The following is a 15,543-nucleotide window of genomic DNA, read 5'->3' on the forward strand; positions in this document are numbered from 1 at the left end:
ATCGAGGTGGAGCGCTCAATCTAGCGATTTGCTGCGAAATGAGAAATGAGACTTGAACGAAATTCGTGCGCGATATGAGGTATCGGCCGATACGGTGTCGAAATCGCGTGCGCAGAGTGGGGCGACATCGTGCGTATCAAGATGACGCGGGCACGGCGGAGAGGGACACCGGCCCGCGTCGGACCGCCCGGTTCCGGCCGGGCGGTCAGGGCCTGTCGCTGGCGCGCCAGGCCCTGAACCGTCAGACGGCGAGGCAGAGGTACTTGATCACGACGTAGTCGTCGATGCCGTAGTGCGAGCCTTCGCGGCCGAGGCCCGATTGCTTCACGCCACCGAACGGCGCGACTTCGTTCGAGATCAGGCCCGTGTTCACGCCGACCATCCCGTACTCGAGCGCTTCCGCAACCTTCCACACTCGGCCGATGTCGCGGCTGTAGAAGTATGCGGCGAGGCCGAATTCGGTGTCGTTCGCGAGGCGGATCACTTCGTCGTCGCTGCCGAACTTGAACAGCGGCGCGAGCGGCCCGAACGTCTCTTCCTTCGCGACCTTCATCGCCGGCGTGACACCCGTCAGCACGGTCGGCTCGAAGAAGCCGTGGCCGAGCGCGTGGCGCTTGCCGCCCGTCACGACGGTCGCACCCTTCGCGAGCGCGTCCTCGATGTGCGCCTCGACCTTCAGCACCGCCGCTTCGTTGATCAGCGGGCCTTGCGTGACGCCCGGCTCGGTGCCGCGGCCGACCTTCAGCTGACCGACGGCTGCCGCGAGCTTCTGCGCGAACTGGTCGTACACGGCTTCATGCACGTAGAAGCGGTTCGTGCACACGCAGGTCTGGCCGCTGTTGCGGTACTTCGACGCGATCGCACCTTGCACGGCCGCATCGAGATCGGCATCGTCGAACACGATGAACGGTGCATTGCCGCCGAGCTCCAGCGACACCTTCTTGACCGTCGCCGCGCACTGCGACATCAGCAGGCGGCCGACCGGCGTCGAGCCGGTGAACGACAGCTTGCGCACGATCGGGTTCGACGTCAGCTCGCCGCCGATCGCCTTCGGGTCGCCCGTGACGACGCTGAACACGCCGGCCGGTACGCCCGCGCGCTCGGCCAGCACGGCCATCGCGAGCGCGGAGAACGGCGTCGCTTCGGCCGGCTTCACGACGATCGGGCAGCCTGCCGCGAGTGCCGGGCCGACCTTGCGCGTGATCATCGCCGCCGGGAAGTTCCACGGCGTGATCGCCGCGCACACGCCGATCGCTTCCTTCGTCACGACGATGCGCTTGTCGCTCGCCGGCGTCGGGATCGTGTCGCCGTACACGCGCTTGCCTTCTTCCGCGAACCATTCGAGGAACGATGCGGCATAACCGATTTCGCCCTTCGCTTCAGCCAGCGACTTGCCCTGCTCGGTCGTGAGGATCAGCGCGAGGTCGTCGGCGTTTTCCATCATCAGGTCGTGCCACTTGCGCAGGACGACCGCGCGTTCCTTCGCGGTCTTCTTGCGCCACGCCGGCCACGCGGCGTTCGCGGCTTCGATCGCGTGACGCGTCTCGGCCGTGCCCATCGCCGGCACGGTGCCGAGCAGGCCGCCCGTTGCCGGGTTGCGGACTTCGAACGTCTCGCCGTTCGTCGCGCCTTGCCATTCGCCGTTGACGTACGCCTGCTGGCGGAACAGCGACGGGTCTTTCAGTGCCAGGGTTTCCTGAACAGTGCTCATGTGAATCACCTGCTTCGAAAAGGACGGATGAAACGGCCGCCGCCGTCATGAAGACGGCGGCGGCGCATTCAATGGATGAAGTCGACGGGAACTCAGGCCGGCACGCCGACCGTTTCCTTCAGCACTTCCTCGAGGATCACGAGCGCTTCGTCGAACACGGCTTGCGGGATCGTCAGCGGGAACAGGAAGCGCACGACGTTCGAGTACACGCCGCACACGAGCAGCAGCAGGCCGCGCTCGAGCGCACGCGCCTGAACGCGCTTCGTGAATTCCGCATCCGGCTCGCCCGAGCCCGGCTTCAGGAACTCGACCGCGATCATCGCGCCCGGGCCGCGCACGTCGGCGATCTGCGGCACGTCGGCCTGCAGTGCGTTCAGCTTTGCCTTCAGCACGTCGCCGAGTTGCGTCGCGCGCTCGCACAGCTTCTCTTCGTCGATGATCTCGAGCACCGCGTGCGCCGATGCGACGGCCAGCGGGTTGCCCGCGTACGTGCCGCCGAGGCCGCCAGGCGCTGCCGCGTCCATCACGTCCGCACGGCCGACGACGCCCGACAGCGGCATGCCGCCTGCGAGGCTCTTCGCCATCGTGATCAGGTCGGCCAGCACGTCGTAGTGCTGCATCGCGAACAGCTTGCCGGTACGCGCGAAGCCCGTCTGGACTTCGTCGGCGATCAGCAGGATGCCGTGTTCGTTACAGATCTTGCGCAGTGCGCGCACGAACTCGGCCGGCGCCGGGTTGAAGCCGCCTTCGCCCTGGACCGGTTCGAAGATGATCGCGGCGACGCGCTTCGGATCGATGTCGGCCTTGAACAGCATCTCGATCGCCTTGATCGAGTCGGCGGTCGTCACACCGTGCACGGCGTTCGGGTACGGGGCGTGGAACACGTCGCCCGGGAACGGGCCGAAGTTCAGCTTGTACGGAGCGACCTTGCCGGTCAGCGCCATGCCCATCATCGTGCGGCCGTGGAAGCCGCCCGCGAAGGCGATGACGCCCGGACGGCCGGTCGCTGCACGTGCGATCTTGATCGCGTTCTCGACGGCTTCTGCGCCGGTCGTGAAGAACGCGGTCTTCTTCGGGAAATCGCCCGGCGCGCGGTCGTTGATCTTCTCTGCCAGCTCGACGTACGACGCGTACGGGACGATCTGGTAAGCGGTGTGCGTGAAATTGTTCAGTTGGTCCGCGATCGCCTTGACGATCTTCGGGTGGCGGTGGCCCGTGTTCAGCACCGCGATGCCGGCGGCGAAATCGATGAAGCGGCGGCCTTCGACATCCCACAGTTCCGCGTTCTCGGCGCGGGCTGCGTAGAAATCGCACATCACGCCAACGCCGCGCGGGGTGGCGGCGTTCTTGCGGGCCTGCAGGTCGGCATTCTTCACGGTCATCTCCTTGATGTTCTTTCCGGTGAGTAGGGAAGCGGGCGCGTTGGCAGCCCATGGAGGCGACTATAATCACATTTGGCTCTGACAATCAGAGCCATTTCAATAAATATACAGGAGCCAATCATGCGCGCGAGCGTGTTGTCGGACTGGCTGGCGCAGCGCCTCGTGCGCGGCGGCGAACAGCCGATCTACCGGCAGCTTCACCGGCTGCTGCAACAGGCGATCCTGTCGCGCGAACTGCCGGCCGGTACGCGCGTGCCGTCGTCGCGGCTGCTCGCGGCCGAGCTCGGGATCGCGCGCAACACGGTCACGCAGGTTTACGAACAGCTTGCGCTCGAAGGCTATGTGAACTCGGCGACGGGCCGCGGGACGTTCGTCGCGGACAGCGCGCCGGACGAGATCGTCGGCGCACCGCCCGATGCGGCCGCCGTGCGACCGGCGTTCGTGCAGTCGTCGGTGCGGCGGCTGTCCGCGCGCGGCACGCGGCTCGTCGAAGGCGCCGGCGTGTCGAAGCGGCAGGGCGGCGCGTTCATGCCGGGCGTGCCCGATGTGTCGCGATTTCCTGCGCGCGTATGGACGCGGCTGCACAACAAGTATTGGCGGCGCCTGCGCCCCGACCTGCTGACCTACGCGCCGGGCGGCGGGCTCGCGCTGCTGCGCGAGGCGCTGGCCGACTACCTGCGCACGTCGCGCTCGGTGCGCTGCACACCCGAGCAGATCGTGATCACGACCGGCATCCACCAGTCGATCGACCTCGCGGTGCGGCTGCTGACCGACCCGGGCGACGCGATCTGGACCGAAGACCCGTGCTACTGGGGTGTGCGCAGCGTGCTGAACGTGTCGGGGCTGACGACGCGGCCGATTCCGGTCGACGACGAAGGCATCGCGCCGTCGGCCGCCGATCTCGCCGAGCCGCCGAAGCTGATGCTCGTCACGCCGTCGCACCAGTATCCGCTCGGCATGGTGATGAGCCTCGCGCGCCGGCGGATGCTGCTCGAATACGCGCGCCAGCACGGCTGCTGGATCATCGAGGACGACTACGACAGCGAATTCCGCTACGGCAGCCGGCCGCTCGCGTCGCTGCAGGGCCTCGACACGTCCGGGCAGGTGATCTACGTCGGCAGTTTCGGCAAGACGCTGTTCCCGGGGCTGCGGGTCGGTTACCTGGTCGCGCCGGAGCCGCTTGCGGAAAGCTTCGCGACTGCGAGCGCCGAGCTGTATCGCGAAGGGCAGTTGCTGCAGCAGGCCGTGCTCGCCGAATTCATCGCGGAAGGGCACTTCGTGTCGCATATCCGCAAGATGCGCACGCTGTACGGGCAGCGCCGCGAAGTGCTGCTCGACGCGGTCGCACGCCGCTATGGCGACACGCTGCACGCGCTCGGCAGCGATGCGGGGCTGCATCTGGTCACGCAGTTGCCGGAAGGCGTCGACGATCGCGCGGTCGCGCAGGCCGCGCTCGAACGCAATATCGTCGTGCGGCCGCTATCCGGCTACTACGCGGATCGCGAGCGCGCGGCGTCGGGCTTGCTGCTCGGCTATGCGTGTGTGCCGGAGGACGAGATTGCGACCGCGTTCGCGACGCTCGCCGAGGCGATTGACGAGCGGGCGTTCGGCAAGGCGGTCGAGGTGGCTTGAACGGAGTATCCAACGGCAGCATTGCGTCGCGATGCGCGCTGTTGATGGCCGACCGAGCCATTCTCTCCGCAGTGCGGAGAGAATTCGCAGTTTCATTGCACCCCCGACCCTCAATACCCGATCCACACCGCGAACGTCAGCACGACGCACGACAGCGCGAGCAACGTCAGGAACAGCGGCAGCACGAAGCGGATCCACGCGCCGAAATCGACGCGTGCCGTTGCCAGATACGCGAGCAGCATCCCCGACGTCGGCGTGACGAGGTTCGTCAGCCCGCCGCCGAGCACGAACGCGAGCACCGAGGTCTGGCCGCTCACGCCGGAGAGCTGCGCGATCGGCCCGATGATCGGCATGCTGACCGCCGCCTTGCCCGACACCGACGGAATGAACACGTCGAGCACCATCTGCACGCCCATCAGCCCGTTCGCGACCCACACGGGCGACTGGCCGTCCGCCATCCGCGTGAAGAAGTTGATCAGCGTGTCGAGCACGAGGCTGTTCTGCAGCAGCAGTTCGACGGACGCGGCGAGCCCCATCAGCAGCGCCGCGAGGATCATGTTCTTCATCCCGTCGACGAACGCGTCGGCCGCGCTGCGCGAATCGAGCCCGCCGATCACGGCCGTCGCGATGCTCACGAACGTATAGAACGCCGCCAGCTCGACGTTGCCCCACTTCAGTTCGCGCGTGCCGTAGATCAGCATCGCGACGGCCGCCGCGAACACGGCCAGCGTCGCCTTGTGGCGCAGCGACAGCTTCGCGGCCCCATGCGCGGCGTGGCCGGCGGCGGTCTGCCCGGCGCGATAGCCGGTGCTGCGCACGTAGCGCAGCAGGTACAGGATGCCGATCGTCAGGAAGACGACGAACACGGCTGCGCGCAGCGCGACGCCGCTGAACAGCGGCACACCGACGAGCGGCTGCGCGACAGCCAGCGCGAGCGGGTTCGTGACCGACGCGATGTAGCCGATCTTCGCGGCGAGCGCGACCAGCGCGACCGCGAACAGGTCCGACAGGCCGAGGCGCCGCGCGATCACGACGACCATCGGAATGATCACGAGGTACTCGGAGATGAAGCCGAGCAGCGTGCTGCCGAGCCCGATCAGGATCATCAGCAGCGGCGTGAGCAGATACGCGTTGTTGCCGGTGAGCTGCAGCAGCCGGTCGATGCCCGCATCGACCACGCCGGTGCGGCGCATCACGCCGAACATCCCGCCGACGAACATCACCATCACGATCAGCGGCGCATTCTTCAGCAATCCTTCCGGTATCGCGACGAACGCCGAGACGAGGCTCGCGGGCATCGCATGCGTGGGCGTGCTGTGGCTGACCGCTGGCGCGACAAGTGTCGAAAAGGCGGTGGTCTTCGGCACCACGTGATAGGTGCCCGGCACGACGAGCCGGCCGTTGCGCTCGAAGCGGCCGGAATCGACGCTCCACGTGAGCGCGATCGCGACGGCCAGCACCCACAGCATCATCACGACCGGATGCAGCATCTTGCCGTGCGGATGCGGCGCGCGGCCGGCGTGGGCCGATGCGTCGCCGGTTGCGCTGTCGGCCGCGTGGTCGGTCGATGCATCGGCCGGGGCCGCGATCGCAGTGGCGTCGGCGGCGCGCGCCGGGACGTAGCCGAGTTCGGCGGAAATCGCGTAGCTGCACGCCTGCAGGCGTTCGAGATAGTCGGGGATATCGGCGTGGCTCACGCGCACCTCGGGCCCCGTCACGCTGACCGACGCGACCGTCGCGCCCGTGAGGTCGCGCACCGGCACCGCGATCCCGACCGCGCCGGGCGTCACCTCGCCGCTGCTCACCGCATAGCCTTTGCGCGCGACCGCGTCGAGTTCGCCGGCGAGCTTCGCCGGGTCGTCGGCCTGCCCGTTCCGGCGTAGTTGCGCGAGATATTCGTCGCGCACCGCGTCGGGAGCGAACGCGAGCAACACCTTGCCCGATGCGCCGAAATTGATCGGCCGGCGGTTGCCGACCGCGCCGACGGTGCGCACCGTGTGCGTCGTCTCGCAACGCGCGACGCACACCGATTCGAGCCCTTCGCGCACGCGCAGCACGATGGTCTCGTTGATCGCCTGGTTGAGCGCGAGCATGTGCCGGTGCGCGGCGCGCACGAGCGCGTTCTGCTGCGACGCGGCCACGCCGATCACGAACGCCTGCGGGCCGAGCGCATAGGTGGACGTGCGCGGGTCCTGCACGACGAAGCGGTGCAGTTCGAGCGTGCACAGCATCCGGTACGTGCGCGACTTGTTGATGCCGAGTTGCGACGCGAGTTCGGTCACGCCGAGGTTCGGGTGCTCGGCTACGTAGGTCAGCAGCTTCAGCGCGCTGTCGACGGCGTCGACGATGTAGGTCGTCATGCGATGTCTCCCTGCGGCGCGATGCGCGCGCGGACGTAATCGGCGAGCGCGTCGAGGTACGCATCGACCGAGCGCTTCAGCGTGGCGAAGCCCGCGTGTTTCGCGAACGCGGCTTCGTCCATGTACAGCGCGCGATTGAATTCGATCTGGATGCTGTGGCGTTGCCTTGCGGGGTCGGCGAGCGCGGTCAGCAGGTCGCCGCCCTGGTACGGGTCGTTGACCTGCACGCGATAGCCGGCGTCGACGAACCATTGCGCGGTCCACGCGGTGAAGGCCGGATCGGCGGTCGTGCCGCGCCGGTCGCTGACGACGACGTCCGGCCGCAATTCGCCCGCGTCGACGTTCATCGCGTTGCCGCGCGACTTCATCGAATGGCAGTCGATGTGCCACAGCGCACCGTGCGCGCCATGCAGCGGCTCGGCGATGCCGGCGAGCGCACGGCGGTACGGCAGGTAGTACGCGTCGATGCGGTGGCGCACTTCCGCGAGCGACAGCTTGCGGTCGTACAGCGGCACGCCGGGCAGCGCGTCGCGCCGGATCAGTCCCATCCCGCGCTGCGTGTACGGCTGCGGCGACAGCGGCTCGGGCCACGGCTCGGCGAGCAGCGTTGCGTCGATGTCGGTTTCTGCGCGGTTCGGATCGATGTACGCGCGCGGAAACGTCGCGCCGAGCAGCGTGCCGCCGCGCGCGGGTGTGCCTGCCCACAGTTCGTCGATGTACGCGTCCCACGTCGTGCGGATCGCGTCGTCGGGGGCGACGGTGGCGAAGTCCGGCGGATACGCGATGCCGCTGTGCGGCGAGTCGACGACGATCGGCAGGGCCGGCACCGTCGGCGTCGCGATGAAATGCGCGGGCGATGCATCGGCAGTCGCGTTGTTGCAATTAAACGTCAGCATGGGGATCAGGTTCTTTACCTAGTTTCTCGAAGCGTCTCGTGCGTTTGTTTTAATCATTAAAACAGCGTATCAATATTTCACAACGACTGAAAATCGCGGTCAAGGGCTTTTTGCGATACCGGGATTACGCGCCATGATCGGGCTGTAATGCCGGTGGTTATTGGGCTTGTTTCATTCCTCGAAACGCCTGGCGATTCAAGGGTATTTGACTCCCGTGTACGATTTTTGGCATCGCTTGACGCTTCAAATCACCAAATTCGACAATGAATAAGACGATGTTTTATTCAATAAAACACGTTTCGAGCGAAATAAATCGCTCCCCATATTCAATCGATAAAAGGGGTCGGAGATGAAACGAAAAGGGATGGCGGTCGCGCTGGCGGGTATCGCAACGGCGGCGGGTGCGATGCACGCGCACGCACAGTCGAGCGTGACGCTGTACGGCGTGGTCGATTCCGGGATCACGTACACGAACAACCAGAACGGTCATGCCGCGTGGCAGGCGACCGGCGGTAACGAACAGGGCACGCGTTTCGGGCTGCTCGGCAAGGAGGAACTCGGCGGCGGCACGCGTGCAGTGTTCCGGCTCGAGAACGGCTTCAACATCGAGAGCGGCGCCGCGAGCCAGGGCGGCCGGCTGTTCGGGCGCCGCGCGTACGTGGGGCTGGAGAACGATCGCTGGGGCACGCTGACGATGGGCCGCCAGTACAACGCGGCACAGGAAGTGCTGGAGCCGCTGCAGATCGGCGCGACCACCGCGCTCACGCAGTACGCGCTGCACCCGTTCGACACCGACGACCTGAACAACACGTTCCGCACCAACAACTCGGTGCAGTACCAGACGCCTACCTGGTACGGGTTGCGCGCGGTCGGCCTGTACGGGTTCTCGAATTCGACGTCGTTCGCGCAGAACCGCGTGTGGAGCATCGGCACGAGCTACGAGAACGGGCCGCTGCAGCTCGGCGCGGCCTACGTGCGCGTCGATCATCCGGCCATCGACACGACGGGCGCGGCCGCGTCCGACAACTACTACACGTTCATCAAGGGCGTGACGCGCCAGCAGATCTGGGGCGCGGGCGGCGCGTATGCATGGGGCGCCGCGACCTTCGGGCTGCTGTACACGAGCTCGCTGTTCAACCTGCAGACGGGCGGCTCGACGCGCTTCAACAACTACGAGGGCAGCGTGCGCTACCTGATGACGCCCGCGCTGCAGTTCGCGCTCGGCGAAACCTACACGCAGGTGCTCGCGTCGCAGAGCCCGAAGCCGAGCTCACACTACCTGCAGACGAGCGTCGGCGCGCAGTATTTCCTGTCGAAGCGCACCGATGTCTACGTGAACGCGTTCTACCAGCGCGCGTCGTCGAACGCGGTGGCCGCGATCGAAGGGATCTCGAATCCGTCGAGCACGCGCACGCAGATCGTCGCGGTGACGGGCATCCGCCACAAGTTCTGACGCAGCGCGCCGCGGGCGGCGCGCGCCGGCTACAGCCGGATCAGCGCCGCGCCCGCCACCACCAGCGCGCACGCGACGAGCCGCTGCGCGCCGGGCCGCTCGCGCATCACGAGCCAGCCGATCGCGACCGCGAAAATCGAGCTCGTTTCGCGCAGCGCCGACACCGTCCCGACCGGCAAGTACCGGTACGCGAGGATCACGATCCCGTACGCGGCGAGCGAGATCGTGCCGGCGATCGCGCCCTGCTTGAGCGCGGTGCGCGAGCCGAGCACCGCGCGCGGGCCGCCACGCACCGCGCAGACCAGCACGAACTGCGGCACGCTCCACAGCACGTACACCCATGCGATGTAGCCGAGCGCGCTGCCGGACACGCGCGAGCCGATGCCGTCGCAGATCGAATACGCGGCGATGAACACGCCCGTGAGCAGCGCAAACGGCACGCCTTCGCCGGAGAACCGGAAGCCGCGCCGCAGCGCGAGCGACATGATGCCGAACGACACGAGCGCGATGCCCGCGAAGCCGAACGGCGTCGGCCGCTCGTGCAGGATCGCGAGCGCCAGCACCGACACGAGCAGCGGCGAGATGCCGCGCGCGATCGGGTAGATCTGCCCGAATTCGCCGCTGCGGTACGCGCGCGCCAGCGTGAAGCAGTACGCGACCTCGAGCACGGCCGACCCGGCGATGTACGGCCACGCGGCGGGCGCCGGCGCGGGCAGCAGCGCGGCGCCGACGACGCCGAACGCGAAATACGGCAGCGACATCGTGCCGAGCTGGACGAGCCGGTCTTCGCTGACGTGGAGGAAGGCATTCCAGATCGCGTGCAGCAACGCGGAGCACAGCACGAGGCCGATGAAGAGGTGGTCCATGGACGAAGGGGCGGACAGGGGCGGGAGCGGAGGGGCGCCGTCATTATGTGGGTATCGGGCGCACTCGCATGGAATTGTCGATAATGGTGTGTTGTTATTCACCGGATGCCGACCATGACCGAAGCCACCCAAGCCCAGCCTGCCGTTCCGCGCCTCACGAGCCTGTCACATGGCGGTGGCTGCGGCTGCAAGATCGCGCCGGGCGTGCTGTCCGAGCTGCTGAAGCGCGCGACGCCGCCCGCCCTGTTCCCGGATCTGCTGGTCGGTACCGAGACGTCCGACGACGCGGCCGTCTATCGCCTCAACGACGAGCAGGCGATTGTCGCGACCACCGACTTCTTCATGCCGATCGTCGACGATCCGTTCGACTTCGGCCGCATCGCGGCCACCAACGCGCTGTCCGACGTCTACGCGATGGGCGGCAAGCCGATCCTCGCGCTCGCGCTGGTCGGGATGCCGATCAACGTGCTGCCGCACGAGACGATCGCGGCCGTGCTGCGCGGCGGCGAATCGGTGTGCGCGGATGCCGGCATTCCGGTCGCCGGCGGCCATTCGATCGATTCGGTCGAGCCGATCTACGGGCTCGCGGCGATCGGCGTCGTGCATCCGTCGCGCGTGAAGCGCAATGCGGCCGCGCGCGCGGGTGACGTGCTGGTGCTCGGCAAGCCGCTCGGCGTCGGCGTGCTGTCCGCCGCGCTGAAGAAGAACCAGCTCGATGCCGATGGCTATGCGCAGATGGTCGCGACGACCACCAAGCTGAACCGGCCGGGCACCGAGCTTGCCGCGCTGCCGGGCGTGCATGCGCTGACCGACGTCACGGGATTCGGGCTGCTCGGCCACACGCTCGAGCTGGCACGTGGCGCACACCTCACCGCGCGCGTGCACTATGCGTCGTTGCCGTGGCTCGCGGGCGTCGAGGCGTTCGTTGCCGACGGCGTGTTCACCGGCGCGTCGGGCCGCAACTGGGCCGCGTACGGCGCGGACGTGCAGCTGGCCGACACGCTGCCACCCGTTGCGCAGGCGCTACTGACCGATCCGCAGACGTCGGGCGGCCTGCTGGTCGCGTGCGCGCCCGAGGCCGTCGATGACGTGCTCGCGTGCTTCCGTGCCGACGGCTTCGACCGCGCGGGCGTGATCGGCGAGATGGTGGACGGGCCTGCGCGCGTCGATGTCGCGTGACGTTGAATCGCCACACCGGGCTTGTTTGCGGTCGCTAGAATCGATGCCTTCCATCGAAGGCATCGACGACCGATGAACGATTTCCTGTTCGGGCTGATGATCGCGCTGTCGGTCGGGCCCGTTGCGCTGATGATCGCGAACTACGGGATGCGCGCGGGCACCGCAAGCGGTGTGCGCGCGGCGGTGGGTGTCGCGACGGCCGACGGCTGCTATGCGGTCGTCGCGTTCACGCTCGGCGCGATGCTCGCGACCACGCTCGCCGCGCATCTGTCGCTGTTTCGCCTGGTCGGCGCGCTCGTGCTGCTCGCGATGGGTGTACGGATGCTGTGGCAGGCGCTGCGGGATCGCCGCCGCACGCTGGACGGCGATGCGCGGCCGCCGGGCAGCCGCCCGTTTGCATCGATGTTCTTCGTCACGCTGGCGAACCCGCTGACGATCCTGTTGTTCTACGGCTATGCAACGGCCGCGGCCGGTGCGCATCGGCACTGGCTGCTCGGTGCCGCGTGCGTGTTTGCCGGCAGCCTCGCGGGGCAACTCGTGTTCGCGTTCGGCGGTAGCGTGATCGGCCGGATCGTGAAGTCGCCGGGGCTGCTCGCGGCGAGCCATGTGGTGGCTGCGCTCGTCGTGCTGGGTTACGGAGTCGCAGGGCTGGCGCGGCTGTAGCAGTATGCGGAGGGCGGTTGTGCGGGCACGGCGGGCGAGTCGGTCAATTCGATAGCATTCCTGATGGTGTTGCATGAGGTGGATGCCGATTGCTGCGCAATTGCGCGCGAATTCCGGCGATGTGCATCACGCTTGCGCGCGCATCTCGTCCGTACGGCAACATCGCTGCCGTTTCGTAGTCGGGTTCCGGATCGCGCATGCCCGTTCTATACTCCGTCGCGCAGTCTACGAGAGCCGTTCTCACCCAACATCATCGAAACAAGGAACGCCGATGCTGACTCGCTCCATTCTTTCCGCCGCTGCATTCTCGCTCGCCGCCTGTGCCACTGCGCCGTCGATCGCGCAGGACAACCAGGGCAACGACGCGGGCAACAATGCATTCGCCGAGACCGGTGCACAGGGCCGCCCGGTCAAGGTCATGATCATCACGATGTTCGGTCCGGAGGGCCAGGCATGGCTCGACCGGCTCGGCCCGTGGCGCGACATCGCCGTGCCCGGCCTGTCGCCCGATTATCCGAACGTGCATTGCAACAAGCAGGACGTGTGCGTGGTCACGACCGGCATGGGCTATGCGAACGCGTCGGCGACGATCATGGCGCTCACGTTCTCGCAGCGCTTCGATCTGCGCCGCACGTACTTCCTGATCTCGGGTATCGCGGGCGTCGACCCGGCACAAGGCACGATCGGTTCGGCCGCGTGGTCGAAATACCTCGTCGATTTCAGCCTGCAGTGGGAGCTCGATGCACGCGAGATTCCGGCCGGCTGGAATACCGGCTTCCTCGGCATCAACACGAAGAGCCCGAACGACAAGCCGCCGCTCGACTATCGTACCGAGGTGTTCCAGCTCAACCCGCAACTGACCGACGCCGCGGTCGCGCTGTCGCGCAACGTGGTGCTCGCCGACAGTGCGCAGGCGCAGGCCGCGCGCGCGAAGTTCACGTATGCGCCGGCGAACCGGCCGCCGACCGTGATTCAATGCGACACGTCATCGGGCAACACGTGGTTCTCGGGCACGCTGATCGGCGAGCGCGCGCGCCAGTGGACGAAGATCCTGACCGACGGCAAGGGCACCTACTGCATGACCGCGCAGGAAGACAACGCGACGTATGAAGCACTCAAGCGCGCGGCGAGCGTGAAGCGGGTCGACCTGTCGCGCGTCGCATTGCTGCGCACGGGGTCGGATTTCGACCGGCCGTATGCAGGGCAGACGAGTGCCGACAACCTGCTGAACTACGCGGACCAGGGCGGCTTCGCCCCGGCGACCGAAAACCTGTATCGCGCGGGCAATCCGCTCGTTCAGGACATCGTGACGCACTGGGGCGAATGGCGCGATGGGGTGCCACGCCGCTAACGGCCGGGTAGCGACTCAGCTGGCGGTCAATGCGCGTGCGGGGCCGAACGGAACGGCGTCCATACCGGCGTGGTGTCGTCCCAGTGGTCGAGCGGAGAAGGGAGTTGGTCGTTCATCATGTGCTCCTGCAACTAACTGACTGACTCGGCGAGTCGTCGATAGGGAAATCACGACGCCGCGCACGGAGCAACCCGTTGCGCGGCGTTGCGCGTTTACCGGCCTCCGCCGGCGAGCTGGTTGCTTTCCGGCATCGAGCGATACGGGCCTTGTGCCAGTTCGAGCCCTTGCGGATACGAGTTCGCCTTGCGCAGGTACGCGAGCGTGCCGTCTTTGCGTGCTTGTACGACTTCCGCATTCACTTCGGCGCGCGTACGCGGGCCGTTGTGTTGCGAGTACCACGACGTGTTGCCGTAGTCGCCGGCGTGCGGCGTGCCCGAATCGGCGAAAGCCGGTGCGGACACCGCGAGCGTGAGGGCGAGGGCGGAGAGAAGATGGCGGCGGTTCATGGCGAAACTCCTGTGTCGATATGAGTTAGCGCTTCAGCGCTTACTCAGATCCCATGCTTGGCGGTCGATATGAGTTAGCGCTTCAGCGCTTACTCAGATCCCATGCAAGGCATTTCGGAGCTGGCGCCAGAGCGCCTACTCCGGTCCCATCAAGCGGGATCTGTTCGGTGCGCAACGAGGTGCGCGACAGGGTTTACTCTAGGTATCTGTTCCGTCGCGATAAATGCGGCAGATGCGAATTGAATAGTCGTGTCAGTGGAACAATCGACATCCGTACACCTGGCAGGGTTATGCGGAAACCGCTCGAACCCGCCTGCAGCGGGCCTCGCACGGGTGCGGCGAGGACGCGCGACGACGCATGCGGACGATTGCGTCGCCTGGCACAAAGGTTTGCTGCGGATTCGGGAAGGATCAGGTGCGCCGGGCTGGAACGTGGCGCGGAGGCGGGGCGACGCGCGGACCGCTCAGCCCGCGCGTGCAGTTCAGACGATTACGCGACCCACTCGTTGATGACCGGCGTGTCGAGCACCGGCGCGCGCTCGGCTTCCTCGAACGTGCGCTTGCTGCACGTCGCGTCGAGGCTACCCTTGCCGCTCAGCAGCGGGCAGCGGTCGAACACCTCGGCGACCCAGTCGACGAACACGCGCACCTTCGGTGACAGATGCCGGCTGTGCGGATACACGACCGAGATCGGCATCGGCAGCGGCTTGACGCCGGGCAGCACTTCCTTGAGCCGGCCTTCGCGCAGATGCGGCAGCACCATGAAGAGCGGCGGCTGGATCAGCCCGAAGCCTTCGATCCCGCAGGTCACGTACGCATCCGCGTCGTTCACCGACAGGATGCCCTCCATCTTCATCTCGACTTCCTTGCCGTCGGTCAGGAACGTCCAGTCGATCGTGCGGCCGGTGCGGCTCGAGAAGTAGTTGACGGCCTTGTGCTGGTTCAGGTCGTCGATCGTCTGCGGCTCGCCATGGCGTTCGAGATAGTCGGGCGACGCGACCGTCACGCATTCGAACAGGCCGACCCGGCGTGCGACGAGCGACGAGTCCTGCAGTGCGCCGACGCGGATCACGCAATCGACGCCTTCCTGCAGCAGGTCGACCGGCCGGTCGGACAGGCCGAGCTGCAGGTCGATGTCCGGATAGCGCGTATGAAATTCGCACAGCGACGGAATCACGAGCAGCCGCCCGATCGAACCCGGCATGTCGATACGCAACTTTCCGTGCGGCTTCCGGTTGTTCGCCTGGAAGCTCGCCTCGGTTTCCTCGACATCCGCGAGGATCCGCACGCATCGTTCGTAGTACGCGGCGCCGTCCGGCGTGAGCGACAGCCGGCGCGTGGTCCGGTGCATCAGCCGCACGCCGAGGAAGGCTTCGAGATTCTGGATGATCGTCGTGACGGACGCTCGCGGCAAGCTGAGCGTTTCTGCTGCCTTGGTGAAGCTGCTTGTATCGACGACGCGAGTAAACACCTGCATGGCCTGAAGCCGGTCCATCACAACCTCCGCAATCTAATGAGCCTCCCGAATAAGAAGGCTGCGCTAC

General features: G+C 66.8%; 12 protein-coding genes and 1 pseudogene. 5 read left to right on the forward strand and 8 right to left on the reverse strand.

Annotation, left to right across the window (positions count from 1 at the left end):
• Positions 1–241: 241 nt before the first annotated feature.
• The gene (gene gabD, locus JYJ84_RS01910; RefSeq protein ID WP_021156413.1) at positions 242–1,711 is read right to left on the reverse strand and encodes an NADP-dependent succinate-semialdehyde dehydrogenase; all 1,470 of its coding nucleotides are present in this window, start codon (positions 1,709–1,711) and stop codon (positions 242–244) included.
• 92 nt (positions 1,712–1,803) lie between these two features.
• Entirely contained in the window at positions 1,804–3,087 is a 1,284-nt protein-coding gene (locus JYJ84_RS01915; protein WP_122949629.1) for a 4-aminobutyrate--2-oxoglutarate transaminase, read from the reverse strand.
• Positions 3,088–3,213: 126 nt separating this feature from the next.
• Here JYJ84_RS01915 and JYJ84_RS01920 point away from each other — a divergent pair, with 126 nt between their 5' ends.
• Complete coding sequence (locus tag JYJ84_RS01920) at positions 3,214–4,725, forward strand: PLP-dependent aminotransferase family protein (protein WP_175222518.1); 1,512 nt, start codon at positions 3,214–3,216, stop codon at positions 4,723–4,725.
• A gap of 110 nt (positions 4,726–4,835) precedes the next feature.
• Here the strand turns inward: JYJ84_RS01920 and JYJ84_RS01925 are convergent, their stop codons facing one another.
• The 3 genes and pseudogenes from JYJ84_RS01925 to JYJ84_RS01935 all read right to left on the reverse strand — a co-directional run bounded on the left by JYJ84_RS01925 (position 4,836) and on the right by JYJ84_RS01935 (position 7,981).
• Positions 4,836–6,314, reverse strand: coding sequence for a YfcC family protein (locus tag JYJ84_RS01925; protein ID WP_240201820.1), 1,479 nt, complete (start codon positions 6,312–6,314; stop codon positions 4,836–4,838).
• Between the two features lie 12 nt (positions 6,315–6,326).
• A pseudogene (locus JYJ84_RS01930) lies at positions 6,327–7,085 on the reverse strand (IclR family transcriptional regulator); the annotation flags it as partial.
• Positions 7,082–7,981 carry an N-formylglutamate amidohydrolase gene (locus JYJ84_RS01935; protein WP_175222519.1) on the reverse strand — a complete coding sequence of 300 codons (900 nt, stop codon included), beginning with the start codon at positions 7,979–7,981 and terminating at the stop codon, positions 7,082–7,084. The gene JYJ84_RS01935 and the pseudogene JYJ84_RS01930, both read right to left, overlap by 4 nt.
• 349 nt (positions 7,982–8,330) lie before the next feature.
• On the opposite strand from JYJ84_RS01935, the gene JYJ84_RS01940 reads away from it, so the two are divergent.
• Complete coding sequence (locus JYJ84_RS01940; protein ID WP_164462734.1) at positions 8,331–9,434, forward strand: porin; 1,104 nt, start codon at positions 8,331–8,333, stop codon at positions 9,432–9,434.
• 29 nt (positions 9,435–9,463) lie between these two features.
• Here JYJ84_RS01940 and JYJ84_RS01945 read toward each other — a convergent pair whose 3' ends face one another.
• Positions 9,464–10,300 (reverse strand): DMT family transporter, encoded by an 837-nt coding sequence (locus tag JYJ84_RS01945; protein WP_122948103.1) that lies wholly within the window; start codon positions 10,298–10,300, stop codon positions 9,464–9,466.
• 114 nt (positions 10,301–10,414) lie between these two features.
• On the opposite strand from JYJ84_RS01945, the gene selD reads away from it, so the two are divergent.
• From selD to JYJ84_RS01960, 3 genes are all read left to right on the forward strand, one after another.
• Positions 10,415–11,479, forward strand: coding sequence for a selenide, water dikinase SelD (gene selD / locus JYJ84_RS01950; protein WP_122948102.1), 1,065 nt, complete (start codon positions 10,415–10,417; stop codon positions 11,477–11,479).
• A 72-nt stretch (positions 11,480–11,551) separates the two neighbouring features.
• Complete coding sequence (locus JYJ84_RS01955) at positions 11,552–12,142, forward strand: LysE family translocator (RefSeq protein WP_175222520.1); 591 nt, start codon at positions 11,552–11,554, stop codon at positions 12,140–12,142.
• 271 nt (positions 12,143–12,413) lie between these two features.
• Positions 12,414–13,493, forward strand: coding sequence for a purine nucleoside permease (locus JYJ84_RS01960; RefSeq protein ID WP_043180933.1), 1,080 nt, complete (start codon positions 12,414–12,416; stop codon positions 13,491–13,493).
• Positions 13,494–13,705: 212 nt separating this feature from the next.
• Here JYJ84_RS01960 and JYJ84_RS01965 read toward each other — a convergent pair whose 3' ends face one another.
• Both JYJ84_RS01965 and ceoR read right to left on the reverse strand, forming a co-directional pair.
• Positions 13,706–13,999, reverse strand: coding sequence for a DUF4148 domain-containing protein (locus JYJ84_RS01965; protein WP_122948100.1), 294 nt, complete (start codon positions 13,997–13,999; stop codon positions 13,706–13,708).
• Positions 14,000–14,489: 490 nt separating this feature from the next.
• Positions 14,490–15,494 carry a putative multidrug efflux transcriptional regulator CeoR gene (gene ceoR, locus JYJ84_RS01970; RefSeq protein ID WP_122948099.1) on the reverse strand — a complete coding sequence of 335 codons (1,005 nt, stop codon included), beginning with the start codon at positions 15,492–15,494 and terminating at the stop codon, positions 14,490–14,492.
• Positions 15,495–15,543: the final 49 nt, after the last annotated feature.

This window comes from Burkholderia sp. LMG 13014 (assembly GCF_905232215.1).
In the GTDB taxonomy this organism is placed as follows: domain Bacteria; phylum Pseudomonadota; class Gammaproteobacteria; order Burkholderiales; family Burkholderiaceae; genus Burkholderia.